22 protein-coding genes and 1 pseudogene are annotated in these 24,546 nt (G+C 40.3%); 16 read left to right on the top strand and 7 right to left on the bottom strand.

Translation table 11 applies throughout. From position 1 onward, the window contains the following. Positions 1–85: 85 nt before the first annotated feature. On the top strand, positions 86–1,846 hold the full coding sequence (locus H6G41_RS17705) for a hypothetical protein (RefSeq protein WP_190747497.1): 1,761 nt from the start codon (positions 86–88) through the stop codon (positions 1,844–1,846). A 74-nt stretch (positions 1,847–1,920) separates the two neighbouring features. On the opposite strand, the gene H6G41_RS17700 is transcribed toward H6G41_RS17705, so the two are convergent. Both H6G41_RS17700 and H6G41_RS17695 read right to left on the bottom strand, forming a co-directional pair. Further along, the gene (locus tag H6G41_RS17700) at positions 1,921–2,349 is read right to left on the bottom strand and encodes a hypothetical protein (RefSeq protein WP_190747496.1); all 429 of its coding nucleotides are present in this window, start codon (positions 2,347–2,349) and stop codon (positions 1,921–1,923) included. A 153-nt stretch (positions 2,350–2,502) separates the two neighbouring features. Next, positions 2,503–4,311: an ABC transporter ATP-binding protein gene (locus H6G41_RS17695; RefSeq protein WP_190747495.1), complete on the bottom strand. Its 1,809-nt coding sequence runs from the start codon at positions 4,309–4,311 to the stop codon at positions 2,503–2,505. 245 nt (positions 4,312–4,556) lie between these two features. On the opposite strand from H6G41_RS17695, the gene H6G41_RS17690 reads away from it, so the two are divergent. From H6G41_RS17690 to purT, 7 genes are all read left to right on the top strand, one after another. Then, the gene (locus tag H6G41_RS17690) at positions 4,557–5,405 is read left to right on the top strand and encodes a prohibitin family protein (RefSeq protein WP_190747494.1); all 849 of its coding nucleotides are present in this window, start codon (positions 4,557–4,559) and stop codon (positions 5,403–5,405) included. Between the two features lie 182 nt (positions 5,406–5,587). Further along, the gene (locus H6G41_RS17685; protein WP_096645997.1) at positions 5,588–6,004 is read left to right on the top strand and encodes a DUF1824 family protein; all 417 of its coding nucleotides are present in this window, start codon (positions 5,588–5,590) and stop codon (positions 6,002–6,004) included. Positions 6,005–6,074: 70 nt separating this feature from the next. Then, the gene (locus H6G41_RS17680; protein ID WP_190747493.1) at positions 6,075–8,003 is read left to right on the top strand and encodes an ABC-F family ATP-binding cassette domain-containing protein; all 1,929 of its coding nucleotides are present in this window, start codon (positions 6,075–6,077) and stop codon (positions 8,001–8,003) included. A 79-nt stretch (positions 8,004–8,082) separates the two neighbouring features. Beyond that, complete coding sequence (locus H6G41_RS17675; protein WP_190747492.1) at positions 8,083–8,424, top strand: type II toxin-antitoxin system RelE/ParE family toxin; 342 nt, start codon at positions 8,083–8,085, stop codon at positions 8,422–8,424. Between the two features lie 4 nt (positions 8,425–8,428). Beyond that, positions 8,429–8,743 carry a helix-turn-helix domain-containing protein gene (locus H6G41_RS17670; RefSeq protein ID WP_190747491.1) on the top strand — a complete coding sequence of 105 codons (315 nt, stop codon included), beginning with the start codon at positions 8,429–8,431 and terminating at the stop codon, positions 8,741–8,743. Positions 8,744–8,943: 200 nt separating this feature from the next. After that, positions 8,944–9,441 (top strand): pentapeptide repeat-containing protein, encoded by a 498-nt coding sequence (locus H6G41_RS17665; RefSeq protein ID WP_190747490.1) that lies wholly within the window; start codon positions 8,944–8,946, stop codon positions 9,439–9,441. Positions 9,442–9,465: 24 nt separating this feature from the next. After that, on the top strand, positions 9,466–10,635 hold the full coding sequence (gene purT, locus H6G41_RS17660) for a formate-dependent phosphoribosylglycinamide formyltransferase (protein ID WP_190747489.1): 1,170 nt from the start codon (positions 9,466–9,468) through the stop codon (positions 10,633–10,635). Positions 10,636–10,650: 15 nt separating this feature from the next. Here purT and H6G41_RS17655 read toward each other — a convergent pair whose 3' ends face one another. Further along, on the bottom strand, positions 10,651–11,022 hold the full coding sequence (locus H6G41_RS17655) for a zinc ribbon domain-containing protein (RefSeq protein WP_190747488.1): 372 nt from the start codon (positions 11,020–11,022) through the stop codon (positions 10,651–10,653). Between the two features lie 338 nt (positions 11,023–11,360). Between H6G41_RS17655 and H6G41_RS17650 the strand changes: the two genes are divergently transcribed. Then, complete coding sequence (locus tag H6G41_RS17650) at positions 11,361–11,684, top strand: hypothetical protein (protein WP_190747487.1); 324 nt, start codon at positions 11,361–11,363, stop codon at positions 11,682–11,684. Between the two features lie 375 nt (positions 11,685–12,059). On the opposite strand, the gene H6G41_RS17645 is transcribed toward H6G41_RS17650, so the two are convergent. The 3 genes and pseudogenes from H6G41_RS17645 to H6G41_RS17635 all read right to left on the bottom strand — a co-directional run bounded on the left by H6G41_RS17645 (position 12,060) and on the right by H6G41_RS17635 (position 15,995). Continuing rightward, positions 12,060–12,530, bottom strand: coding sequence for a hypothetical protein (locus H6G41_RS17645; protein WP_190747486.1), 471 nt, complete (start codon positions 12,528–12,530; stop codon positions 12,060–12,062). Between the two features lie 102 nt (positions 12,531–12,632). Next, positions 12,633–12,848 (bottom strand): annotated as a pseudogene (locus H6G41_RS17640) (hypothetical protein); the annotation flags it as partial. Between the two features lie 144 nt (positions 12,849–12,992). Next, a complete protein-coding gene (locus H6G41_RS17635; protein WP_190747485.1) occupies positions 12,993–15,995 on the bottom strand; it encodes a valine--tRNA ligase in 3,003 nt (1,000 codons plus the stop codon). Between the two features lie 62 nt (positions 15,996–16,057). Here H6G41_RS17635 and H6G41_RS17630 point away from each other — a divergent pair, with 62 nt between their 5' ends. The 5 genes from H6G41_RS17630 (at position 16,058) to H6G41_RS17610 (ending at position 21,855) form a co-directional block, all read left to right on the top strand. Then, entirely contained in the window at positions 16,058–16,483 is a 426-nt protein-coding gene (locus H6G41_RS17630) for a GxxExxY protein (RefSeq protein WP_190747484.1), read from the top strand. Positions 16,484–16,527: 44 nt separating this feature from the next. Then, a complete protein-coding gene (locus H6G41_RS17625) occupies positions 16,528–17,796 on the top strand; it encodes an AmpG family muropeptide MFS transporter (protein ID WP_190747483.1) in 1,269 nt (422 codons plus the stop codon). A 96-nt stretch (positions 17,797–17,892) separates the two neighbouring features. Continuing rightward, positions 17,893–18,855, top strand: a complete 963-nt coding sequence (locus H6G41_RS17620; RefSeq protein WP_190747482.1) for an N-acetylglucosamine kinase — start codon at positions 17,893–17,895, stop codon at positions 18,853–18,855. 222 nt (positions 18,856–19,077) lie between these two features. Further along, complete coding sequence (locus H6G41_RS36005; protein ID WP_190747481.1) at positions 19,078–20,742, top strand: sensor histidine kinase; 1,665 nt, start codon at positions 19,078–19,080, stop codon at positions 20,740–20,742. A gap of 18 nt (positions 20,743–20,760) precedes the next feature. Continuing rightward, the gene (locus H6G41_RS17610) at positions 20,761–21,855 is read left to right on the top strand and encodes a hypothetical protein (RefSeq protein WP_308796219.1); all 1,095 of its coding nucleotides are present in this window, start codon (positions 20,761–20,763) and stop codon (positions 21,853–21,855) included. A gap of 307 nt (positions 21,856–22,162) precedes the next feature. Here the strand turns inward: H6G41_RS17610 and H6G41_RS17605 are convergent, their stop codons facing one another. Continuing rightward, entirely contained in the window at positions 22,163–23,440 is a 1,278-nt protein-coding gene (locus H6G41_RS17605) for an FGGY-family carbohydrate kinase (RefSeq protein WP_190747525.1), read from the bottom strand. A 188-nt stretch (positions 23,441–23,628) separates the two neighbouring features. On the opposite strand from H6G41_RS17605, the gene psaM reads away from it, so the two are divergent. Together psaM and H6G41_RS17595 are read left to right on the top strand one after the other, a co-directional pair. Continuing rightward, positions 23,629–23,727: a photosystem I reaction center subunit XII gene (gene psaM, locus H6G41_RS17600; RefSeq protein WP_374939436.1), complete on the top strand. Its 99-nt coding sequence runs from the start codon at positions 23,629–23,631 to the stop codon at positions 23,725–23,727. A gap of 349 nt (positions 23,728–24,076) precedes the next feature. Next, positions 24,077–24,490, top strand: a complete 414-nt coding sequence (locus tag H6G41_RS17595; RefSeq protein WP_190747479.1) for a hypothetical protein — start codon at positions 24,077–24,079, stop codon at positions 24,488–24,490. Positions 24,491–24,546 lie beyond the last annotated feature (56 nt).

Genomic DNA, 24,546 nt, shown 5'->3' with positions numbered 1-24,546 from the left:
GCTGAGACTTGACAACAAGCCAATAGATGTAGCATGATTCGATTCAAGTCCCTTTCGTACCACGCTGTAAAGTGGATAGGAGGCTATGCATGATTGGCAATATTTCTTTAACTGCGATCGCACTTTTCTAAATCAAGATAATTACCGCATCTTTGAGCCAAGCTGGAAAACCGAAATTCTCCAATGGTTTAGGCGAGAGGATGTAGCTAAGGCGCAAAAAGAAGCATTTATTCAAGCTTTAATAGATTTTGATGATAATTGCGGCGATTTTTATCGTTACCGCGCCTACTTTTTAGCGGCTGAAGCTTTAGCTTACTTCCCTGAATGCAGTTTAGGGGATACGATTGTTGCACAACTGCTGAAATGGAGTTATGGCTTTTTTCGTCAGGATAAGCGAGATTGGCAAATAGTTCCAAAACCTTTAGTGAAAGCAGCTAGAAAAACTCTGGAATTAACCGATAGAAAACGGGTAGTTGCTGGCTTTGTGGATTTGGTTCATACTACTGAAAGTCGCACAATTATGCGTCTAGCAGCAGAGAAATTAGCACAATTCGATCCGGGTAATAAAAGTGCATTAGCAGCTTTGGCGCTACTACATTCTGTTCCAAGTCAGGAGAAAATAGCTGTTGGCGGTGAAAGTGCGTTCGTCAAAGACGTTGGCGCAGCCATCGCATCTGTAATTCAAATGATGGAGACAACGCCAAACAAGTATAATTGCCTGGAGGCGATCGCAACTTTAGGAAAAATCGCTGTCGGTAATCAAACTGCGATTGCATCTCTCGTTAAATTCTTGCAAATCAACCAAGGCGATAGAATCTGTTTAGATGCAGCTAAGGTACTTTGGCAAATCGATCCTGGTAATGCTGCTGTAATCCAGGCTTTAATTTATCTTCTGGAAAATTCTGCAAGTACATCTATCAGAGAATGTGCTGCTGTGTATTTACTCGAAATTGAACCAGCTAATCAAGTAGGTATTGATGCTCTATGCGATTCAATTAAAAATATCGCCAAATTTTCAGAACATGTAGATTATGCCAGATATATTGCATGTGTAGCAACTGAGAGATTGTTGGAGGTTCATACCAGCCTGAATGAAGGAAATCAAGCGGTAATTGCAGCATTAATCGAATTGATTTATACTACGAAAAATGATTACCTATTATGCGATATAGCCCCTACTTTAGGTAAAATTAATCCCGGTAATGAAATAGCCATCCCTACTTTATTGCAAATAATTGAAACTACTGAGGATGAGTCTATTTGTTGCCAAGCTACTGCTTACTTAGGAGAATTAATTCCCGGTAACATCTTCGCAATTAACAAGTTATCTCACCTAATTACAACTACTCAAAATGAGTGGGTGCGGATATCTGCTACTCAGAATCTCTTGAAAATTGACTTGACTAATCCAACTGCGATCGCTACTTTATTCCAAATACGACAAAGCAATCTATGTCAATATGAATCAATCCTATTTGCTACAGTTCTTAATTTAGAACAACTTCATCTGGCAAACCAAATATTACCAGAGAAATTGAACAAAGTTATCTCTACTCTCATCCAATTTATTCAACCATTGACGCCAGATGATGACAATCAAAACTGCTTCAACAGTCAAACCACAAATCAGCCATCCTACGAAGATTATTTAATGGATATAGCTGATGTTTTGACAAAAATCCTCCGCACCGAACATCTTCCGCAAGTCATCACAGCTTTAAAAGGCTACCTCAGCGAACAGTTTGCTAAAAACAGTTCTTATCGCTACGATGCTGTGTTTAATATTATCTGGCATTGTGCCAATAATCTAAACTATCCAGATTTTTATACAGCTTGGCACAATTAATAAACTAAAAAATAAGCGCAGAGTTATTTATCTTCCTCTGCGATACTCTGCGCATACCTTTGCGTACCTTTGCGTTAAATTACAATCTCTTCCCTCATCCTTTGTTCTAATAATTCTAATAACCCATCAACATCCTTACCAACTTGCTCAAAACAAACAGGTGGTGCTGGTTCTGGCGCAAACTGAATTAACTTAATTTCTCCCTTACCAATACCAATCATCACCACTTCTACTTCTGGTTTATGATTCTCGATAATTCCTATAATTTCTTGCAGTCGATTCTCAACTCGACTATTTAATTTTTCTATCTCATCTTGCGGACAATAAACAAAATGCGGTGCAGGTTGTAAATCAATCCCGATAGTACCTTGACTATTACCATTTTCTAACCACAATCCCCAAAACAGCGCCGCCAATTCTGGTTGATTTGCTTTCACAAATCTATCCAATTCTTTACGCCATTTACTATCGCCTGATTCCGTTTGGCTAGTACCAAAAAACATAAATAATTCGTAGTTTGTAATTCGTCATTTGTCATTTGTCATTTGTCATTTGTCATTTGACTGTTGATCAATGTAAGGGCGGGTTCACAAATATTTTCACCTATCAACGATGATTCTCAATAAACCCGCCCCTACTGACTTTTGACTATTGACTTACCGCAACCCACTTTGTACGCGCCAGAGACTAGCGTAAACGCTATCTTGCTGTAGCAATTGGTCATGGGTTCCAGATTCTACTAGTTTTCCATGTTCCATGACATAAATGCAATTGGCATTACGGATAGTAGAAAGACGATGAGCGATCGCAATTGTGGTTCTATTAACTGTAATCCGTTCGAGCGATCGCTGAATAGCAGCTTCTGTTTCATTATCTACCGCCGAGGTCGCTTCATCTAAAATCAAAATTGGGGGATTTTTTAACACTGCACGCGCGATCGCAATTCTCTGTCTTTGTCCACCAGATAACTTTTGTCCTCTTTCCCCAACAATTGTCTCATAACCTTGGGGCAGGTGCATAATAAAGTCGTGAGCTTCTGCTACCTTCGCCGCAATCATAATTTCTTCTTCTGACGCCTCAAAGGTACCGTAAGCAATATTCTCGGCTACCGTGCCATGAAATAAAAATACATCTTGACTAACTAAACCAATACAACGGCGTAAATCTCGCAAGTTTAAATCTTGTAAGTCAATGCCATCTAGGGTAATATTGCCAGTTTTGATTTCATACAGCCGTAACAAAAGTTTAACTAAAGTACTTTTACCCGAACCTGTAGAACCAACAATGGCGATCGTTTGTCCGGCAGGAATCTGCAAAGATAGATTTTTAATCACTGGTAATCTATCTTTATAAGCAAAAGTCACATTTTTAAATTCCACCTCACCGCGCACCGTCTCCACAGGTAAAGCCATATTCCCTGGATGAATGGCGACTGGTGTATCTAATAAATCCATGACGCGATTAGTAGAAGCCATTGCCCGTTGATATTGGTCAAAAGTTTCCCCTAATCTAGTTAAAGGCCACAGCAAGCGTTGAATTAAAAACACCAACACGCTGTAAGTACCTACAGACATAGTACCTGCCGCCGCCGCCATCCCGCCGTACAATAGTAAAGCTGTAAACCCTACCAAAATCAGCATCCGAATTAAAGGTACAAACGCCGCAGATAGTTGAATAGCTTTAGCGTTACTTTGTCTGTAAGCATTACTGTCTTGTGCTACCCTAGAATTTTCATAATCTTCGGCGGTGAAACTTTTAATCGTCGTAATTCCGCTTAAATTATTCACCAATCGCCCATTCAGGTAACCCACCTTTTCCCGTATATTGGCGTAACGTGGTGCTAACAACTTTTGAAATGCAAAAGAACCCCAGAGAATAAATGGCATTGGTGACATCGCCATCCACGCTACACTAGGAGCCAAAACAAAAAAAGCACCACCGATAATTACAACTGTTGTGGCTACTTGGATAATGTCATTAGCTCCCACATCGAGAAATCGCTCTAGTTGGTTGATATCATCACTGAGAATCGACATCAAACCGCCAGTACTGCGTTCTTCAAAATAAGCTAATTCCAAATCTTGCAAATGTTTATATGCATCCAGACGCAGGTTATGCTGAATATTTTGTGCTAAATTTCGCCAAAGTCGAGCGTATGCGTATTCAAAAACCGATTCTAGTATCCAAATGATAACCGTCAGCAGGGAGATAATTAAAAATTGTCCAAAAACATCTTTTACTCCCCATTGAGCAATAATAGAATCCTGTTGCTTAACTACCACATCCACCGCCACCCCAATTAAAGCCGGTGGTGCTAAATCAAAAAACTTATTGAGGATTGAACAAGCAATAGCTAGCCAAATTTGTTTACGATACTGATGCCCATAGTCTAAGAGACGCTGGAGGGGATGCACAGAATGTCTACGCCTTCTTGATACCTGATGAGATTTAGATGCTGTAGCCACAATTAGTCTCAGTCGCGTGCAACTGATATTACCACGATTTATACAAGGTGATGAGGGAGATTAGGCAAGGGGGCAGGGAGCAGGGATCAGGGGGACAAGGAATTTTAGATTTTAGATTTTAGATTCAAACCCAATCCAAAAGACGCTCGCGGACTCGCTAACGCTGCGCTATCGCAAATCCAAAATCCAAAATTGAATTGCCCAATGCCCCATGCCCAATGCCCATATCATAAGGAGATAACAATTTGAAAAATCAGCAATTTGCGAATTGGCAAACTACAGTTTTAGGAGTGGTGTTAGCCATACTGGTGAGTATCGGTCTGAATTCCTTTATCATTATTAACCCAGGACAAGCAGGAGTAATTAGTATCTTGGGTAAAGCTAAAGATGGAGCCTTACTGGAGGGTATTCACTTAAAACCGCCCTTTATATCGGCAATTGATGTATACGATTTAACAGTGCAAAAATTTGAAGTTCCCGCCGAGAGTTCTACCAAAGATTTGCAAAATTTATCGGCACGATTTGCCATTAACTTTCGTCTCGATCCTACCCAGGTAGTAGAGGTGAGAAGAAAACAAGGTACCTTAGAAAATATTGTCTCAAAAATTATTGCTCCCCAAACCCAAGAAGCATTTAAAATTGCGGCTGCGAAAAGAACCGTGGAAGAGGCAATTACCAAACGTAGCGAATTGAAGGAAGACTTTGACAACGCCTTAGGCGATCGCTTAGATAAATATGGGATAATCGTGCTGGATACTAGTGTAGTTGACTTGACTTTTTCCCCAGAATTTGCCAGAGCAGTGGAAGAAAAACAAATCGCTGAACAAAGGGCACAACGAGCAGTGTACATAGCGCGAGAAGCAGAACAAGAAGCACAAGCAGAAATTAATCGCGCTAAAGGTAAGGCGGAGGCGCAGAGGCTGTTGGCAGAAACCCTTAAAGCCCAAGGTGGGCAATTAGTGCTACAAAAAGAAGCGATAGAAGCTTGGAAAGCTGGTGGTTCGCAAATGCCAAATGTTTTAGTTATGGGGAACGACGCCAAAAGCAGCGTACCTTTTATTTTTAACCTAGGGAATAATCAAAATCAGCCTTAAGTTTGTCAGTAGTTAGTAGTCAGTAGTCAGTTGTAAAGATATATTGAAACTACTCACAAATCGCATGGAGTATGAAACCAGAACAAACAAGATCCGCCAAATGCAGTACATCCTCTTAGGATAGTAAACAATCTCAACCGCAAATTCCTAATCGTCATCCAGAACTCCAACCAACTACATTCATGTCAACTCCTAATCATCCCAATCTCACAGTTGAAGACGCCAGAAAGGTTCTCAATAAATTTACTTGTCTCGATATTGCTCCCATCCTCAAGCCATCAGAAAAAGCTTCCGTGAGGCGAGCTTTAATTTTGATCGCCAAACTTTCCGATTACCAAATTTTGGGTATTTGTGCTGATAACGCCGAAGCAGGTAAGCTAGCAATGAAAACCTATACCCACGCTTTAGGTTATGAAGTTCCCAGCAACTTACCCGACATTGAAGGCCCAGTTTATATCAAATTAAATGGTAAGAATGGCTTATGTTATATCGATTCCTATTCTGGACATCATCGTGGAGTCTTAGTTTCTTGCCAATCTCACAATCCTGGAGGAATTAACGAAATGTATGGACATTTACCTCTGGATTTATTTCTCTAAAATTTGCGTTTCTAGGTAGGGTAGATATCTTACCTAGAACATCAATTTGCACGACCAATTACTAACTTTTATGAGCGTTATTACCCTACAATCAGTTAAAAAAGATTTTGGCATCAAAGAAATTTTAAAAGATGCCAACTTTAGTTTAGATGCAACTGATAAAGTTGGTTTAATTGGTACTAATGGTTCTGGTAAATCAACTTTATTAAAAATGATTGCTGGGCTAGAACCAGTTGATAGCGGACAAATTTTAGTTAACTCTGGTGCCAAAGTTATCTATCTCCCCCAGCAGCCAGATTTAGACGAAAATCGCACAGTATTAGAGCAGATTTTTGCTGATAGTGGCGAACACATGGCTTTAGTGCGGGAATATGAAGAACTTTCTGATAAATTAGCCCATTATCCCGAAGATAGTCAGTTAATGTCCCGGCTTTCGGCGGTAATGCAAAAAATGGATGCAACTGGCTCATGGGAATTAGAAACTAATGCCAAAATTATCCTCACCAAATTAGGAATTTCTGACTTTGATACCGTAATTGGCACATTATCAGGAGGTTATAGAAAGCGGATTGCTTTAGCCACAGCTTTGCTATCTGAACCTGATGTTTTGCTCATGGATGAGCCAACAAACCATCTGGATGCGCTTTCTGTAGAGTGGTTGCAAAGTTATTTAAATCGTTATCGTGGTGCCTTATTTTTAATTACTCACGATCGCTATTTTTTAGATCGTGTCACCAATCGGATTATTGAAATTGACCGAGGTGATATTTACACCTATACGGGTAACTATTCATATTACCTCGAAAAGAAAGCTTTAGCTGAAGAATCTGCTGTTAGCAGTCAACGCAAACACCAAGGCGTATTAAGGCGAGAATTAGAATGGCTTAAACGCGGCCCTAAAGCGCGGAGTACCAAACAAAAAGCGAGAATTGAGCGCGTTCACGCCATGCGCCAAATGGAGTTTAAACAAGCTCAAGGTAAAGTAGATATTTCCACAGCTAGTAGGCGCATTGGCAAAAAAGTTATTGAGATAGATAACATTTCCAAGGGCTATAATGGACGCACCTTAATTAAAGATTTTACCTACGAATTTAGTCCTGAAGACCGCATTGGCATTATTGGTGGTAATGGTGCGGGAAAATCCACATTAATGGATATGATAACTGGCAGAGTACAGCCAGATTCAGGTAATGTAGATATTGGCTCGACAATTCATATCGGTTATTTTGACCAACATTCCGAAGAATTACTCACAGCTTTAAACGAAAATCAGCGCGTGATTGACTACATCAAAGAAGAAGGCGAATTTGTGCAAATAGCTGATGGAACGAAAATTACAGCTTCCCAAATGTTGGAGCGATTTTTATTTCCTGGTAACCAGCAGTATGCACCAATTCATAAATTATCTGGTGGGGAAAAACGCCGCTTATTTTTGTTGCGCGTCCTCATGAGCGTACCTAATGTCTTAATTTTAGACGAACCGACTAACGATTTAGATGTGCAAACATTAGCCGTACTCGAAGATTATTTAGAAGATTTTTCTGGATCTGTAATTGTAGTTTCCCACGATCGCTATTTTTTAGACAGAACTGTAGATACTATTTTTGCCTTTGAAGAAGGTGGGTTGCTGCGTCAATATCCTGGTAATTACTCAGTTTATCTTGATTATAAAAAAGCTGAGGAAGCCGCACAACAAGAAGCCACAAATAAAGAAAAATCTAACAAGGTAGAGGCAGAAAAACCTGCATCTAAACCGCAAGATACCGAACCGAAAAAGCGGCGCAGGATGTCAAATTGGGAAAGAAAAGAATTTGAACAATTAGAAGGTAAAATTTCTCAATTAGAGGATGAGAAATCCGAAGTTGAAAAAGCTTTATTGAATGTTTCACCGGGAAATTATAGCCAAGTACAAAAATTATACGAGCAGGTGGAAACGTTAAAGCAAGCAATTGATAAGGCGACTGAGCGGTGGTTAGAATTAGCCGAAATGGATTCTTAAATCATGGCAATTTTCTGCTAACTTAAACAAGTTTGTTTGCTGCAATCATAAAATATATCAAATTTGATATATTTGATAAATGGACGCAAGCGACAAACCTTTAGTCTGGTTACATGGCGAGATTAAAACTTCTCCCTTTAGCCAGGAAGCACGTATAGAAGCAGGAGTATTACTCAGGCGCTTACAGCAAGGTGAAAATCTGGGATTGCCACATTCAAGACCAATGCCTAGTATTGGAAAACATTGTCATGAACTGCGGATTCGGGATACAGGTAAAAATTGGCGAATTATTTACCGCGTTGATGACGATGCGATTTTAATTCTGGAAGTCTTTAATAAAACAACTAGAACTACACCAAATAGCGTAATCGACAACAGCAAAAAAAGACTGAGCCAGTACGAGCAGGACACACAGGATTAATATTATGGATGAAGCTAAAAGAAAACGTTTAGAAGAAAAAGGCTGGAAAGTTGGAAATGTTTCCGAATTTTTGGAACTAACACAAGAAGAAGCTGCACTTATTGAGATTAAACTTGCACTTAGTCGTAATTTGAAAGAGCGACGACAAAAATTAATGACTCAAACAGAATTAGCAGAGAAATTGCACTCAAGCCAGCCTCGTATTGCTAAAGCTGAAAATTGTGACTCTTCTGTTTCCATTGAACTTTTGATTCGCGCAATGTTAGCGACAGGTGCAACCCCTCAAGAAATTGGCAAAGTTATTGCACAGGTAGGATAGTTTTAATTTTAGATAGATCGGCATGTTTACAGAGATATCGATTATCCAGCAGATAGAGAAATTTAAAAACTACTTTCTTTGTTGGCGAATTCTGCGATCGCTCTTTTGTTTTCTATTTCACGAGGTGAGAATCCCAGCACAAACAATCGGCAGTATACTCAACGTATAAACATTAGATCATAATGCTCAACAATGGAATAATGCTCAATATCCCAACTCAAGAGTTACGCGATCGCGCTATTTATTTCTTAGAACAAACTCCACAACAACGGTTAAAAATACTCCAAAAATTAGGTATATCTCGGTATATGTTTTTAACACAAATAAAGCTAAATACAGCGAATATCACCTGTATTAGCCGTTTTTTAAATAATCCCAGCAATCTGAAATTTCCTAATTTGAGCGGCGCAGATTTATCTGGGTTAAACTTAGAATCAGTTAATTTTATTCGTGGTAATTTATCAGGAGCAAATCTCCAAGGTTGCAGTTTAGTCAATGCAGACCTGTTATTTGCAAATTTTACCAACGCTGATTTACGTAATGCAGATTTAAGCGGCGCAACCTTAAATGAGACGATTTGGTTGAGTGCGCTTGTAGATGAATGTCAGTTTAGTAATGGTACGGGTTTAACCCCTCAGCAACGTAAAGATTTACAAATACGTGGTGCTAGGTTTAGAACTTCGACCGATGATAATTAAACGTAAAATCAGAAAATCAGATTAATGAATAATTCGATTAAATTACCTAAAAAATTAATGCTATTGGGTGCGGGAGAATTGGGTAAAGAGTTTGTCATTGCTGCTCAACGCCTGGGTAATTATGTAATTGCTGTTGACCGTTATCCCAATGCACCAGCAATGCAAGTTGCTGACTGCTCAGAAGTGATTTCCATGCTCAGCGCTGATGATTTAGAAGCGATAGTCACTAAGCATGAACCTGATTTAATTATACCGGAAATTGAAGCGATTAGAACCGAAAAACTTTTGGAATTTGAGCAGAGGGGAATTACAGTTATTCCCACGGCTGCGGCTACAAATTACACCATGAATCGGGATAGAATACGCGATTTAGCCAATCAACAATTAGCCATTAGAACAGCTAGATATGGTTATGCTAACTCCCTAGAAGAATTGAGCATTGCTGCTGATTTAATTGGCTTTCCTAATGTGTTAAAACCTGTGATGTCATCTTCTGGAAAAGGTCAGTCGGTAATACAAAATAAAGATGAAGTTGAACAGGCTTGGAATTATGCGATCGCAAATTCTCGCGGTGATACTCAAAAGGTAATTGTCGAAGAATTTATTGACTTTGAAATTGAGATTACCTTACTGACAATTAAACAGTGGAATGCACCGACAATTTTCTGCGCTCCTATTGGTCATCGTCAAGAAAGAGGCGATTATCAAGAATCTTGGCAGCCAGCAGGTATATCTGAAGATAAAATATTAAAAGCTCAAGAAATTGCTAAAAAAGTTACCGATGCTTTAGGCGGTGCAGGAATTTTTGGCGTGGAGTTTTTCATCACTAAAGATGAAGTAATTTTTTCCGAACTTTCTCCCAGACCCCATGATACGGGAATGGTCACCTTAATTTCCCAAAATCTCAATGAATTTGAATTACATTTAAGAGCAGTTTTAGGCTTACCAATTTCCAACATTGCACAATTTGGCCCTTCAGCTAGTGCGGTTATTTTAGCTTCCGAAAAATCAGATTCCATCACCTATACAGGTGTTGCAGATGCTTTATCAGAAATAGATGTAGATATCCGCTTATTTGGTAAACCGACTTCCCATCCCTATCGCCGTATGGGTGTAGCCTTGGCTAAAGGTGCAGATATCCAACAAGCAAGAGAAAAAGCCACCAGAGCCGCCAGTAAAATTAAATTAGTTTAACAACTAACAAATTATTTAAGATGTTGAAAGCGCAATTAGTAAACAGATCAATACTAAACCTAATAACAACAGCAAAGCCTGATTGCGTTTAATCCAACTTTTCACAGTTACACCGAAACTTTGATTAGTAAGTTGCGGTTGTGACTGTAATTTACTCTCCGCAATATTTTGGTAAAGGGTGCAATCTTTAGCGTAGGGACGTTGCGGAAAATTGCAAGTATCATCAGCGTGATAGGTACAACTATCACAAAGATACTCATCGCCAACAGCACGATGCAAGGGAATACCCGGATGACCGTAAGCTTTGAGAGTTACGCGACAATAAGGACAAGTAATCGCCTGATTATCTACGAGTTGATGACAGCGAGGACAAGATACAGTAGCCACAACTTCAGCGTCAACTAAGTAAACATTCTGATTGTAGCGATTTCTGAGATCAAGTTTAGTGAGAATTTACCCGTAAATGTATAATTTTTCTATTACTCAATAATATAAACAACGTTGCAAAATTACGGGAGTATTTATCTCACGCAGAAGCGCAAAGACACAGAGAGAATCAGGAATTTATAATTTCAATAAATCAGAATTCATTCCCTGATTCAGCACAAAATCTGATTTTCTTCATCCCTAACTCATAGTCCCTCATTCTTAACAAGAATATTTCTCCGGATGAGTCCAGATAAAAACTGAATAAGACTTTATAGTGAGTCTATCTGTTAAAATCTATGGAAATGCCCCAGCGCGTATCAATTCGCTACAAAGATACGTCTTATAATACTAGTGAAATCCGCTTGAAAACTTTTAGGTTAGCTTTTCAATTGTGGGAAGAAGAAACCAAACCCAGAAAAACAGAGTTGTATGAATTTATCTCGTCTTGTTTGAAACAAATCGATCGTCAAGACCGTTTTATGGTTTCTCTATTATTTGTAGAATTAGCAGATATGATTCGCGATTCTGCTTTAGAAAGGGGAATGAAAGAAGTATTAATTAAAACCTCGTTTAGAGAGTTTGCTTGCGCCTTAACAGACTTTGAAGATAAATCTAAATAATCAGAAATTTTTTCCATCTAAAGTCTGATTGCAGTAAGTTGATGGGAATAAAGCTAACTTTGTTAATTGATGTAAAAATATTGGCATTTATTTCTATCTGAGGACTAAAATCCTCTCTTCTCTACGAGATGCTTTTGCTAGCTTGCTTTTCCGGAGGGTTGCACTACAAATATTTAATCTATAAACATTCTAATTAAACTCATAGTCAATGACAAAACCCTTACTATATATGAGGTTTTTGATTTTGTATTGATACAATATTTTATCTGGATGTTTGAGTTGTAGTTTCTGAATTAATGTGAGAAAATCACTATTAATTAGTAATTCTTTTTGATACAAAAAAATTGGCTACTTTAATAAATATTTCTGTATTGATTATGAATCACCTTGCTCTTGTTTGTGGTGGCCATTCTTTTCTTTTTTAATACTTTCTTCTAAGGCTTGAATTTGTTCGCGCCGGGCTTCCAATTCTAAAGAACGTCGGGCTAAATCTTGATTTTGTAAAGTCAAGGTTTGTCGCCAATGTTCTGCTCTTTCTGCTTCTTGTTGTAAAAAATCTGGGCTAACACCTGTAGATAGGTAAGCTTGGACTAAATGTAGTACCCAGTTGGTAGCATCTTCTAATCTTTCGATGTCTCCGGTAGCGGAAAGTTCTACTAACACCAGCAATCCTTCGCTCATGGTGTTACCTAGCAATCTTTCACTCATGGTGTTACCTTTACCTAAAAGAATGACCGCCTCTTCTGGGATAATTGACCAAATATGCTCGGCTTCCTCTCGCGCTAATAAGCGCAATTCGTACTGTTTTAAAAATTCGTTTTTGTGTACTTGGGCTAAATATCGCATGGCTGTAAATTTGCTCCATTCAAAACTCAAAATTTAGTTTTGATGTTTAATTTTCGATTTTTTGGTTAGTTTAACTGGTAATGGGTAAATTGATCGTAATTACCAATTGGTGGCTTCTTTTAATCTTTCTATTTCCCCTGTTGCGGAAAGTTCCACGAACACCAGTAATTTTTCGCTCATGGTGTTTTCTTCTCCGAGGAGAATTACCGCCTCTTCTGGGATAATTTCCCAAAGATTGTCGGCTTCCTGGCGTGCTAATAAGCGCAATTGGTACTTTTCTAAAAATTCGTTTTTGTGAACTTGGGCTAAATATCGCATGGCTGTCGCTACTTTTGTTTAACTGCTTTGCAGAAAGCTTCAATGCAAAATTCAAAAATTTGGAGCTTTTAAAGGAGTAATGGGTAACTATAGATTAATTTACCCATTACTGCTTGCATTTATACTAAACCACGTAGGCGATGCCTACGGCAACGTCTGAAGACGTACGCGTAAAATTTCCGCTTGTTTTTGCGCCTCTGCTAAAGCATCTCGCGCAGTTTGGACTACATCTTTTGGTGCTTTATCAACAAAGTTAGGGTTGCTTAATCTGCTAGTGAGAGATTGCGCTTCTGCTTCAGCTTTGCTGAGGCTTTTTTCTAGCTTGGCGCGCACTGCTTCAATATCCACTACACCCTTGAGGGGAATGACAACTTGGATTGTACCCACAACACCAGCAATAGAATTTTCTGCTGATTCAGGTTGCGGTGTTGCTTGTGGCGCTTGTTCTGTTGTGGGTGGGAATAACTTTGTCCACAACTGTTTTCTCGCTGACGCTGAGAGTAAATAGCGACTAGCAAACCAAGCTGTGTAACCTAAACCGACAATTTCAAAGAAGGTTCCAAATAGCGGAACTTCATCAATTGCATAACCAACAGTGTAAGCCAACCGAGTAAACACAATCGCCACAATAATTAAGCCTATGGTTTTTAAACCCCTAACAGATTCTTTAGGAGTAACTGTAGCTTGATTAGACTTATCCGCAATGGTTAAAGTCTCCACCTTAGCCAAATCTTTAATATAGGCTTGTCCCAAAGTCAGAATTTGGCGTTCTGTTGGGTTTTCACTTTGGAAGTTTACCGTGACTTTCGCCCCTGGCTTAATTTCGGCTTCGGCGCGTAAATTGCGAATAGTGCGGATGGTATCAATCAAAAGCTCAAACTGAGTCTCAATTTCTGGCGCTATCTGCTGCGTATTCAGTTGGGGATAGGTTTGTAAGGATATAGTTTGGGGGGAATCTGCTGGTTGTTGGGTGAGAGTTTGCCAAATTTCCTCGGTAATATGAGGCATAAAAGGATGAAGCAGTTTTAAAATTCCTTCTAAAACATGAGCGAGGATTTGTTGTGCTACTCGTCGTGATGCGGGATCTGCATCTTTTTGCAGGCGAGATTTCACTAGTTCAATATACCAGTCGCAAAAGTCACCCCAAATAAATTCATACAATCCTTTTGCTGCTTCACCTAAACCATAATTATCGATGTAATTACTGGTTTGTTTAATTACTTGATGGTAGCGCGAAAGAATCCAGCGATCGCATAATTCGGTGGCTATGGGTTCACCTAATTGTTGCGGTGTTTGTCCGTCCAAATTCATCATCACAAACCGCGCCGCATTCCACAACTTATTGGCAAAGTTACGGGAAGCTTCCACCGATGGCGATTCATCTTTTTTCCGGTCATATTCCAAGCGGATATCTTGACCTGCACCGACGACTTCCTTAACTAAGGTATAACGTAGGGCATCAGTGCCATATTTATCTATTAATAATAGGGGGTCAATGCCATTACCTTTAGTCTTCGACATTTTTTGACCTTTTTCATCCAAAACTAACCCGTGGATGTAAACGTCTTTAAATGGCATTTGTCCGGTAAAATGACCCGCCATCATCGTCATTCTGGCTACCCAGAAAAAGATAATGTCAAAGCCTGTAACTAAGGTAGTCGTGGGGTAGTAAGTTGCTAAATCCTGGGTTTGTTGCGGCCAGCCTAATGTGGAAAACGGCCACAGTCCGGAAGAAAACCAAGTATCTAATACATCTGGGTCTTGCTCAAGCTGGACATTTTCACCAAATTGTGATTTGGCTTTTTCCCATGCTTCATCAGCATTTTTGGCGACGACAAAGGGAGTATTATCAGCAATTTGTCCGTTTGTTTCACTAACTGCGTACCAAGCAGGGATTTGATGACCCCACCATAATTGACGAGAAATACACCAATCTTTGAGCTTGACTAACCAATCGCGATAAACCTTAGTCCAGCGTTGGGGGACAAAATCGGGAGAATTTTTCTGGTCGAGGAATTCCAGCGCCCGGTCAGCTAAGGGGCGAATTTTCACAAACCACTGAGTAGATAGTAAAGGTTCGATGGGGACTTTACCGCGATCGCTATAAGGAACAGTATGCTTATAAGCTTCTACTTTGACTAAAAAGCCATCTGCCTCTAGGCGGGCAATCACATTTTTTCGCGCTACAAAGCGGTCTTGGCCTTGAAACTCACCCGCATTTGCGTTCAGTGTCCCATCTTTATTCAGGATATTAATAAACGGCAAATTGTGACGCTTACCCATTTCAAAATCATTGGGGTCATGGGCGGGAGTCACCTTGACGCAACCAGTACCGAAAGTGGGATCGACAAATTCATCGCCAATAATCGGGATTTCCCGTTGTGTAATTGGCAGAGTTACCGTCTTGCCAATTAAATGCTTGTATCTCTCATCACTGGGGTTAACAGCTACCCCCGTATCGCCCAGCATTGTTTCTGGTCGAGTTGTCGCTACTTCCACATAACCAGACCCATCACTGAGGGGATAGCGGAAGTGCCAGAGATTACCATTTACCTCCTGGTTTTCTACTTCCACATCCGATACCGCCGACTGGGAAGCAGGACACCAGTTAACTAAATATTCACCGCGATAAATTAAGCCTTCCGCATACAGGCGAGTAAACGCTTCCACCACAGCTTGCGATAAACCCTCATCCAGGGTAAATCTTTCCCGCGACCAGTCCACTGAAACACCCAAGCGGCGTAGCTGATTGACAATAAATCCGCCGGATTCCGCCTTCCATTGTTTAGCGCGTTCTAAGAATTGTTCGCGCCCCAACTCATAGCGAGTTTTACCCTCAGTTTTGAGTTGCTTTTCCAGCATGGTATGTACAGCGATGCTGGCGTGGTCAGTTCCGGGTAGCCATAAAGTGTTGCGTCCCTGCATCCGGTGATAGCGTACCAGCACATCAATTAACGCGCTTTCAAAGGCGTGTCCCATGTGTAAACTACCGGTGACGTTTGGTGGGGGGATGACAACACAGTAAGGTTCGCCGCTGTGATTGGGGTCGGCTTTGTAAATTTGGTTTTCTTCCCAGAATTTTTGCCATTTGGCTTCTGTGGAGAAGGGTTCGTAGAGACTTGGGAGATTAGGTATAGTTGCGGTCATGCGGGGAAAACTACGTTTGGAAGGACTCTAATAAATTTTGCCACAGGGTTGGAGAGGGATTTATGGAAATGAACCGCCAAGACGCCAAGGACGCCAAGAGAAGAGAGCCAAGTCAAGAATTGGACAGGCTAGTTTATGCTGTGATTGGGGCGGCGATTGAGGTACATCGGGTATTAGGGCCAGGGTTTTTGGAGGAGGTATATAAGCAAGCGTTGATTATAGAATTTTTAGCCCGTGGAATACCTTATGAATGCGAGAAGTCGGTAACAGTTACTTACAAAGGACAGGAAGTAGGTACAAGTAGATTAGATTTTTTTGTTGCTAATTGCCTAATTGTGGAATTGAAATCTGTCCAGAATTTAGCCCCAATCCATGAAGCACAAGTAATCTCATACCTAAAAATTACTAACTCTCCCCTCGCCCTCCTCATAAACTTTAACGTCCATCTCCTCAAAGACGGCATCAAACGTATTATCCTATCTTCTTAATCTTCTCTTGGCGCTCTTGGCGTCTTGGCGGTTCATTAAATACTATGAAACCTCAAACCCCCTCCCCGTGGACATACATTCCCACCCTCTACTTCGCTGAAGGTGTCCCCAACGTTCTCATCAGCAGCGTTTCCGTCATCTTCTACAAAAAACTCGGCATCGACAACGACCAAATCACCGCTTGGACAAGCTTTCTCTACCTCCCTTGGGTACTAAAAATGTTTTGGGGGCCAATTGTCGATATTTACGCCACCAAAAGAACATGGATACTTGTCACCCAATTTGCCATGTTTTGCTGCTTAACTTTAGTCGCCTTATCCTTACAACTGCCAAATTTCTTTTTCATCTCCTTAGCAGCCTTAACAGTCGGAGCCTTTATTTCTGCCACCTATGATATAGCTACAGATGGCTATTATATGTTGGCATTAAGTCCCGAACAACAAGCTTTTTTTGTAGGTATTCGCTCGCTCTTTTATCGCATCGCTGTATTATTTGGTAGCGGCTTGTTAGTCGTTTTAGCTGGACGCTTAGAAACCACACTCAATAATATTCCTTTAAGTTGGGCGATCGCGATCGGTTTTTCCGCCTTTATTTTTGCCATTCTGTTTATTTTTCACCGCTTCGTTTTACCTTTACCAGCCTCAGATATTCCCAGGCAATCACAAGCCCAAACTGAAAAAATCCCTTTTTTAGATATTATCCAAACCTATTTTCGACAAGAGAAAATAATTGCGATTTTAGCATTTATTTTACTTTACCGATTCGGTGAAGCCATGCTTGTCAAAATAGCCTCGTTATTTCTCTTAGACAAATTAGAAAAAGGCGGTTTGTCTATTTCTACAGAACAAGTTGGACTAATTTACGGAACATTTGGCGTACTTTCTTTAATTATTGGTGGCATTTTAGGCGGAATGTTAATTTCCCGCTATGGCTTAAAAAAATGTCTGTTTCCAATGGCGTTAGCGTTGAATTTACCGAACATATTTTATGTATATCTCGCCTATGCCAAACCATCACTCACATTAGTTTATCCCCTAGTTTCCTTAGAACAATTTGGTTATGGACTAGGTTTTACAGCCTTTAGCGTATATTTAATGTATATCTGCCAAGGAGAATATAAAACCTCTCACTACGCCATATCTACGGGACTGATGGCTTTAGGTTTGATGTTACCAGGGGCAATTAGCGGTACAATTCAACAAGCAGTGGGATATCCATTATTTTTTATTTTGGTCTGTTTGCTGACGATTCCCGGAATGATTACTATCTTTTTCATTCCCTTACAAGAACCAGTCAAACCTCCCACCAATTAAAAGAAAAAAGCAAGACAGATAACAAAAAATATATCTTGATAACTTCTGCCCTCTGTTTTTCTGCAATCAATAAAATAGCGAGTTTTGAATTTATCCATGAGTTACGTTTTAGGAATTGATGGCGGCGGTAGCAAAACCGTTTGTGTTTTGATGGATGAAAATCGCCAAGTTATTAGTCGTGGTGAAGCTGGCGCATCTAATTATCAAAGTATCGGTATTGCTACAGCTAAACAATCAATTGAATTTGCTATCATGGCGGCAACAGATAAAGCCGTAAATATTCCCAAACCGATAACAATTAGTGCAATTTGTTTAGGTTTAGCTGGTGTAGGACGTAAAGAAGATATTGAAGTTATCAAAAGTTTAGTTAAAGAATTACAAAATAGTCAATTATTGCCAATAAACTGGGCATTACCAGCAACTAATATTTTGATTTGTCACGATGCTTTAATTGCGTTAGTTGGCGGTACTGGTAATAGCGTGGGAATTGTCACCGCCGCAGGTACCGGTTCGATAATTTTTGGACGCAATCATCAGGGAATAACTAAGCGCGTTGGTGGTTGGGGATATATTTTAGGTGATGAAGGTAGCGCTTATCGAATTGCGATCGCGGGCGTGCAAGCTGCATTAAAAGCTTACGATGGTAGTGGAATGCCTACTAGTTTGATAGATATTTTTAAAGTTTATCTCGAATTATCCAATTTAGAAAATTTAGTAGAGTTGATCTATCGTCGGGGTTGGGGTGTGACGGAAATCGCCGCTTTAGCAGAAATTGTTGATTTAGCCGCTGCTTTAGGCGATCGCGTCGCCAATCAAATCATTGATGATGCCGTACAATATTTAGTTGTCGCCACTTCCACAGTTATTGATAAACTTTTTAGCGATCGCCATATTTTAGAAGTAGTGACTACGGGAAGTGTGTGGACTGGTAAAGCGAAAATGCATCAGAGGTTTACAGCTTCTCTCAATCAGAATTTTCCCGAAGTAAAAGTGATATTTCCCAAGTATGAACCTGCTTATGGCGCGGGTTTATTGGCGTTACAGAAGTTAATTAAATAAGCATTTTTAATAACCGCAGAGGCGCAGAGAACACAGAGAGCATCTATGTTCGTCTCAGAGATATTTGGGGAAGAATTAATTATAAGTATTTCGACAGAATTTATCACACACTTTATACAAAAAATTAAGGCTTGCAACTCTTATTTAGACTAGAAAATTACGTGTGAATAATTCTTTGGGATTACTTATAACTAATCTTGACTGTCTAGATATTGAATCCCCATGCCAACATCAGTAATTTTTCTGAAAAAAAAGTTTCCCACTTTTGTGCAGTGGTTCTCAATAGCTAAGTGGCAATATATTTACTATGCTCTCGCAGCTTTTGACCTCCTAACTGTATCCAGCAGCCTATACCTTAACCACAGAATTATGGACATCTATACTCAATCCATTGTGGTAAATCATGAGTGGGCTGTGCGATTGGAAAGATATTCTGAATTAGGTCAACTTTTAGCAGATGTTAATGCTCCAGGGAATGATGTTTTTGATTCTCAAGATGTGGAGATGGAATCAAAGAAATTAGCAATTGCTCAAGATAACTTTGAGCAGAAATTTAACAGCATTAAACAAGAGTTACAAACTCAAGTAGATCCAGCACAGGTAGAAAAGTTGCTCAAAGACTTGGATTCAGTACAAGCAGCAACCACGGAAATGATAGCTGAAGCCAAACTCATCTTTTCCTACTTTCGCCAGAATCAGCCGGAAATGGCTGGGAAACGCATGGCGACGATGGATCGTCAATATCATAAAGTCAATAAAGCACTGGCGATTTTTCGCCGTAATGTCAGCCAGATTCAGCAGCACCTTTTGCAGCAAGAAAAGGTAGCAGCTAATGTATTTCGATATTATGAGTTTGCGATCGCGTCTGCAATGCTACTGATGGTTGCTAGCGTGACGTTTTATGGACATCAGCTAGCACAAAAGATGAAATCTGATGCACAAGAAAAGGAAAATTCTATCACAGAACTACAGGAAGCTGAAACTCTTTTGCGGGAGCAAACCCAACAGTTGCAACTGACTTTAGATAACCTGCAAAAAGCTCAGTTACAATTGGTGCAAAGTGAAAAAATGTCCAGTTTGGGAGAACTGGTAGCTGGTGTAGCTCACGAAATTAATAACCCAGTTAATTTTATTCACGGTAACTTGACTTATCTACAAGATTATGCAAACAGTCTTTTAGCTTTTATCCGACTTTACCAGAAGTTTTATCCCAAGGCTCCAGCAGAAATCCAAGCCGAAGCGGAAGAAATGGATTTGGATTTTTTGCAGCAAGATTTGGTGAAGATCCTAAATTCCATGAAGATAGGAACCGATCGCATTCGTGAGATTGTGTTATCGCTGCGTAACTTCTCACGCATGGATGAAGCCGATTTTAAAACAGTGGATATTCATCAAGGAATCGATAGCACGCTGCTAATTTTACAACATCGCCTGAAAGCGCGATCGCCTTATCCAGCAATAGAAGTAATTAAGGATTATGGTAACTTACCCGAAGTTGAGTGCTATCCTGGACAACTCAATCAAGTTTTTATGAATATTTTATCCAACGCCATCGATGCAATGGAAGAACAAAATAGTCAGCGCACAGTTGCAGAGATTAAAGCCAAACCCAGCCAGATTACCATTCGCACATCAGTTATTGATAGCCAATCGGTAGAAATTGCGATCGCGGATAACGGCGTTGGTATTCCCGAAAATATTCAGCAACGCATCTTCGATCCTTTCTTTACAACCAAACCTGTAGGAAAAGGTACAGGTATGGGTATGTCTATTAGTTATCAAATTATTACCGAAAAACATCGTGGTAAGCTCACTTGTTTTTCTACCTTGGGAGAAGGAACAGAGTTTGTCATTCAGATTCCCATTCAGCAACAATTGCAGAAATGATAGCTAGTAATTTCCTGAATCAGATTTTGTGTTACACTTGTATTACAAATAAATTCACGAGAGGCAAAAAATGAACCACCTGGACTTCTTAAGCCGGACTTAACGAACCCGGCTAATGGAATTCACGCCCTTAATCTTATTGTCTACCAAATAGCCGAAGTTCTGCAAGCATCCGGTTATCCCGAACCAATAATTTGGCGTTCCTCTCCCATCACTACGATCGCCAATAACTACGATAAGCTGTATATTCCTCAAGAAAGTTTATCGCGTTCCCCTAAATACACCCGTTACCTCAGCGACGGTAGGCTACTAAGAACTCACACCACTGTCATTATGCCAGAGTTGCTTCCTCACTTACAGGGGGAACAACTCATTCTCCATCCCGGTATTTGTTACCGTCGAGATGTGGTATATAAACGTCATGTTGGCGAACCCCATCAAATGGATGTATGGTTAATTAGCCAACAGCAAAAATTAGGTAGAGCAGCTTTAATTCAGTTAATTGCTGTTATTATCAACGCCATTATTCCCGGTGTTTCCTATCGCTTAAACGAAACATCTCACCCATATACTTGCAATGGCTTAGAAATTGAAGTGTTAGTTAATGGTAATTGGATTGAAATAGGAGAATGCGGAGAAATTCATCCGAATTTACTCAAAAGAGGCTATACAGGTTTAGCATCTGGTTGGGGATTAGATCGTTTAGTAATGTTAGTAAAGGGGATAGATGACATTCGCTTGCTACGAAGCAACCATCTCCAAATAGCTGCCCAGATGACGAACCTGGAAACCTATAATCAGGTATCTAATAAACCAAGTATCAGCCGAGATATGTCTATTGTCACCGGGATAGATACTGATTTAGAAGATATTTGTGAACAGATACTACAAGTGTTAGGAAATGAAGCAGAAATATTAGAATCGGTGGAAATATTCAGCGAAACTTCTTACCAGCAACTTCCACAAACAGCAAGACAACGTTTAGGTATCCAACCTCATCAAAAAAATTTTCTGCTGCGAATGACTCTCAGGAGTCTTTATGCATCTATTACTAACCAAACAGCAAATAATCTTCGAGATTTGGTTTATCAACAAATTCATCAAGGCGAGTAATTTATTCGTCGTCTCAATGAGAGCAATCAATTCTGTTTTTTCCTCTGCGCTCTCTGCGTCCTCTGCGGTTTAATAATAAAACCTACATTCCGCACCTGAAACTGTCACAAAACAAATGATAGGGAATTTGGGAGCTAGTTTTTGATTAAAAACCAAAGTCATAAGGGATGGAAAGTTAAAAATCAAGCTGGAGTTACGAAAAAAAAGAGAGAATACGCACAAATTACCAAAAACCTTTAATTTATTGAACCGCCAAGAACGCCAAGAACGCCAAGAATTTTTAAAATGTGCGTAAAGTTACAATCATCTATCTTCCTTCTCCCCCTTGTCCCTTTTGTTTATTCACTTTCCCCATCGCCAAAAGCGCTGTTCCATAGGCTGCTTCTGTCTGTGCTGATGAAACTACAGGGGCTTGCAAATACCTTTGGCGAATCGCAGTCCAAGTATTATTTGCTGCACCACCACCAGCCGTATAAACGCGCTGTAACTTATCTGCACCCATTTGCTGTAACAATTCATACCCTCTTGTTTCGATGCGGGCAATACTTTCTAATAACCCATGTAAAAATTCTCTGGGATTATCTGGGCGTGGTTCTAAACGTGGGGGTAAATGGGGATCGTTAATTGGAAAGCGATCGCCTGGTTTCAATAAGGGATAATAATCTAACTCGCTGGCTGTGGTAGCATCAATTTCCTGGCTCAAGCTTTCTAACTCAGCATTCGTAAAAAATTCCCGCAGAACTGCACCGCCAGTATTAGAAGCGCCGCCAGTTAGCCACAAATCGCCTAGACGATGGCTGTAAATTCCATATCGCGCATCTTCAACACGAGTGCGACTCAAGAGTTTTAATACCAATGTCGAACCCAAGGAAGTTACCGCTTCCCCCGGCGATTTTGCACCACTGGCGAGAAAAGCCGCAATACTATCTGTTGTTCCCGCGCAAACTAAACAATCTTGGCGTAAACCAAATTTAGCGGCAATTTCTGGCTGTAATTCAGCAATAGGTGTCCCAGGCGGTAAAACTTCCGGTAGCTGAATCGGGATTTGCAAATTTTCCAGCCATTTTGGGTATTTCAACTCTTCTACGTCGTAACCCAGTTTTAAGGCGTTGTGGTAATCGCTAATACCTAAGCGTCCATGCAGTAGAAATGCTAGCCAATCCGCTTGATGCAGGAAATATCTGGCTTGGCTGAATGTTGGTAACTGTGACATCCACAGAAGTTTGGCGAGGCTGGAAGTAGCACTAACTACTGTATGATTTTCCGGTGCGAAGCTTTTCAACTGTTCTAACATCACCGCTCCCCGTGGATCGTTATAAAGTAAGGGCGCGTCCACAGGCTTACCCGTCGCGTCTGTTAGCAAAACAGTGGAAGAAGTCCCATTAATCGCGATCGCTTTAATTTTTCGCCGCAGTGGTTCGGGAATCGCCTCTAAAAGCCCCCATAAGGCCCTTTTCCATACATCTAGCCAATCAGGGGAATTTTCCCAAGGAAACCGCATTTCTGCCTGGATACTAGCCGCAGCGTCAATGACAATCGCCCTAGCGCCAGATGTCCCAAAATCGATCCCGAGAAAAAAATCCATAGATTGATATATTTTCTTTAAAAAGAATAACGAATCACTACTGAGCGATCGCGGCTTTTGTTGCATCTTGTAACAAGATGTTCCCCAAACCTCGCAAAACAGTGAAAAGTAGTAAACGAACTAATTTAAAATGCATTGAGTTTAGGAGGTTTCCAACCATGCCTATATCCAACAGTCTCTTGTTCGCTGTGACATCTCTCTCAGATACTCAAGTGTACATCGCTTTGGTCGTAGCCTTGATTCCAGGCGCTTTGGCTTGGCGTTTAGCTACAGAACTTTACAAATAAGCCAGAGTGTGACACAGTTGTTGGGCTAAGAAGCCTGGCATGAGTGAGTAACCTGGATCAACACTTTTAGCTTGAGGCGAGTAAGTGTTTGACTAAGGATACTTACGTATGCCAGGTTTCTTTTTTGTCAATGAATACACCTGTAGCAATTTTCCAAAAATGAAGTAATATGGCAGCTAAATCAAGCCGTAATTATAATAAGTAGGCTTTTTACACCAATTTGAAAGAAGAATGCGACAGATACACAGTCTCAAACCCTTGTTATGTCTGGCTTTCTTAATTTTGAATTTTGAATTTTGAATTGGTATTACGCTGTTCTGCTTGAATTTGTGAGGTCTTTTTTACCATCATGAACGCTATTCAACCATCAAGTCTGCCGGTTCAACCGATACAGAAACGCCGGGTTGCACCTCGTCCCAAGCGTCATCTGCGTCAGCGATCGCATCAAGTCATGGCTATAGAAGCGACAGCCAAGATAGCAGTTAATTTGGCGATATCAGCCGCAGCCGTTTCCGCCCTCATGCAACTTTTGCCCTATCACTGGTTACAGCAAGATAAATTGCGAGAAATGCGGACTGAAATCAAGCAGATGGAAGGACGTGTTAATGCTTTACAAGCAAAATTTAGCCGTAACTTCGATCCCTCCCAGGCTAAAACTATCATGCAACAACAAAGCTACCGAGTTGACCCATCCCAGCGTCAAATCGTATTGATAAATCCAGATGCAACAGAAGCTACTACTCAATCACAGTCATCACCTTAAACTATCAGTCAACAGTCAACAGTCAACAGTCAACAGTCAACAGTCAACAGTCAACA

The organism is Tolypothrix sp. FACHB-123 (assembly GCF_014697075.1).
Taxonomy (GTDB): domain Bacteria; phylum Cyanobacteriota; class Cyanobacteriia; order Cyanobacteriales; family Nostocaceae; genus Aulosira.
Note: the sequence above shows the minus strand (reverse complement) of the source record. Positions and strands in the feature narration are given on the sequence as shown.

Coding starts and splice junctions, on each gene's coding strand:
- H6G41_RS17705 (WP_190747497.1), top strand. CDS start 86: ATGCATGATTGGCAATATTTCTTTAACTGCGATCGCACTTTTCTAAAT.
- H6G41_RS17700 (WP_190747496.1), bottom strand. CDS start 2,349: ATGTTTTTTGGTACTAGCCAAACGGAATCAGGCGATAGTAAATGGCGT.
- H6G41_RS17685 (WP_096645997.1), top strand. CDS start 5,588: ATGTCAACTCCTAATCATCCCAATCTCACAGTTGAAGACGCCAGAAAG.
- H6G41_RS17680 (WP_190747493.1), top strand. CDS start 6,075: ATGAGCGTTATTACCCTACAATCAGTTAAAAAAGATTTTGGCATCAAA.
- H6G41_RS17675 (WP_190747492.1), top strand. CDS start 8,083: ATGGACGCAAGCGACAAACCTTTAGTCTGGTTACATGGCGAGATTAAA.
- H6G41_RS17670 (WP_190747491.1), top strand. CDS start 8,429: ATGGATGAAGCTAAAAGAAAACGTTTAGAAGAAAAAGGCTGGAAAGTT.
- H6G41_RS17665 (WP_190747490.1), top strand. CDS start 8,944: ATGCTCAATATCCCAACTCAAGAGTTACGCGATCGCGCTATTTATTTC.
- purT (WP_190747489.1), top strand. CDS start 9,466: ATGAATAATTCGATTAAATTACCTAAAAAATTAATGCTATTGGGTGCG.
- H6G41_RS17650 (WP_190747487.1), top strand. CDS start 11,361: ATGGAAATGCCCCAGCGCGTATCAATTCGCTACAAAGATACGTCTTAT.
- H6G41_RS17645 (WP_190747486.1), bottom strand. CDS start 12,530: ATGCGATATTTAGCCCAAGTACACAAAAACGAATTTTTAAAACAGTAC.
- H6G41_RS17635 (WP_190747485.1), bottom strand. CDS start 15,995: ATGACCGCAACTATACCTAATCTCCCAAGTCTCTACGAACCCTTCTCC.
- H6G41_RS17630 (WP_190747484.1), top strand. CDS start 16,058: ATGGAAATGAACCGCCAAGACGCCAAGGACGCCAAGAGAAGAGAGCCA.
- H6G41_RS17625 (WP_190747483.1), top strand. CDS start 16,528: ATGAAACCTCAAACCCCCTCCCCGTGGACATACATTCCCACCCTCTAC.
- H6G41_RS17620 (WP_190747482.1), top strand. CDS start 17,893: ATGAGTTACGTTTTAGGAATTGATGGCGGCGGTAGCAAAACCGTTTGT.
- H6G41_RS36005 (WP_190747481.1), top strand. CDS start 19,078: ATGCCAACATCAGTAATTTTTCTGAAAAAAAAGTTTCCCACTTTTGTG.
- H6G41_RS17605 (WP_190747525.1), bottom strand. CDS start 23,440: ATGGATTTTTTTCTCGGGATCGATTTTGGGACATCTGGCGCTAGGGCG.
- H6G41_RS17595 (WP_190747479.1), top strand. CDS start 24,077: ATGAACGCTATTCAACCATCAAGTCTGCCGGTTCAACCGATACAGAAA.